Source organism: Pseudomonas sp. R62, assembly GCF_000257605.1.
GTDB lineage: Bacteria > Pseudomonadota > Gammaproteobacteria > Pseudomonadales > Pseudomonadaceae > Aquipseudomonas > Aquipseudomonas atacamensis.
Map to the genome: position 1 here is coordinate 1 of NZ_AHZM01000878.1, position 1,160 is coordinate 1,160.

At 62.4% G+C, this 1,160-nt stretch carries 2 protein-coding genes; one reads left to right on the plus strand and one right to left on the minus strand.

Annotation, left to right across the window (positions count from 1 at the left end; translation table 11 throughout):
* Nucleotides 1–412 (minus strand): TetR/AcrR family transcriptional regulator (locus OQK_RS00800; RefSeq protein ID WP_038860171.1); only part of this gene is annotated, 412 nt, incomplete at its 3' end.
* Between the two features lie 139 nt (nucleotides 413–551).
* Here OQK_RS00800 and OQK_RS00805 point away from each other — a divergent pair.
* A partial coding sequence (locus OQK_RS00805; RefSeq protein ID WP_016770689.1) for an SDR family NAD(P)-dependent oxidoreductase occupies nucleotides 552–1,160 on the plus strand: 609 nt, incomplete at its 3' end.

The following is a 1,160-nucleotide window of genomic DNA, read 5'->3' on the forward strand; positions in this document are numbered from 1 at the left end:
CCGCTGCGGTCGGGTATTTCTCGCCGAGCGTCTGCAACGTGCGCTCGATACCTTCAGCGAACGCCGCTTTCACGTCCCCGGACTGCCGCGCCGCATCGCCGCACAGCGCTGCCATGGTGCAACCGGTGGAGCGGCCGTCGCGATGGTCTCGCGACACGTACACATTGATGAAATCCTGCACGCTCATGCTTTCGGCGGCGGCCGTGGACTGCGCCAGGCTGTTGGCCGAGGCTTCGGTCATCAGGTCGGCCTTGGAGCCGAAGTGCTTGTAGAAACCGCCGTGAGTAAAACCGGCGGCCGCCATCAGGTCAGCCACGCCGACCCCGTCATAACCGCGTTCGCGGAACATCACTGATGCCGTTTCGACAATGTGCTCGCGATTGGCCTGAGCCTGAGCCTTGGATACGCGCATGTTGAATACCTCCAGCGCTGAAAATTCATGGGCCGATGATACATAGATGTTGGCCATAATCAAAACCGTTGACAGGTTAGATTTCGATCATCATCCTAAAGGCCCGCAATCAGTCTTCAACTGACAAAGAGCCCACACCATGACTACTCGCCCTACTGTTCTGATCACTGGCGCCTCCTCCGGCATCGGCGCGGTTTACGCCGCACGTTTCGCCCAACGCGGTCACGATCTGGTGCTGGTCGCCCGTGACCAGGCGCGCCTGGATACCCTTGCCGCCGGTTTGCGCGCTGAACACAACGTCAATGTCGAAGTGCTGCAAGCCGATCTGACCCGACTCAGCGACCTGCAAAGCGTCGAGGCGCGTCTGCGTGACGACGCGCGCATCGGCATTCTCGTCAACAATGCCGGCGCGGCGCAGTCCGGTACCTTCATCGAGCAGAGCACCGACAGCGTGGCGCAACTGGTCGCGCTCAACACCACGGCGCTGGTGCGTTTGGCCAGTGCGATCGCCCCGCGTCTGGCCAAGGCCGGCGACGGCGCGATCATCAACATCGGCTCGGTGGTGGGCCTGGCGCCGGAGTTCGGCATGTCGGTGTATGGCGCGACCAAGGCGTTCGTACTGTTCCTCTCCCAAGGCCTGAGCCTGGAACTGTCGCCACAAGGCGTGTACGTGCAAGCCGTGCTGCCTGCCGCCACCCGCACGGAAATCTGGGACCGCGCCGGTATCGACATCAACACCCTCACCGAC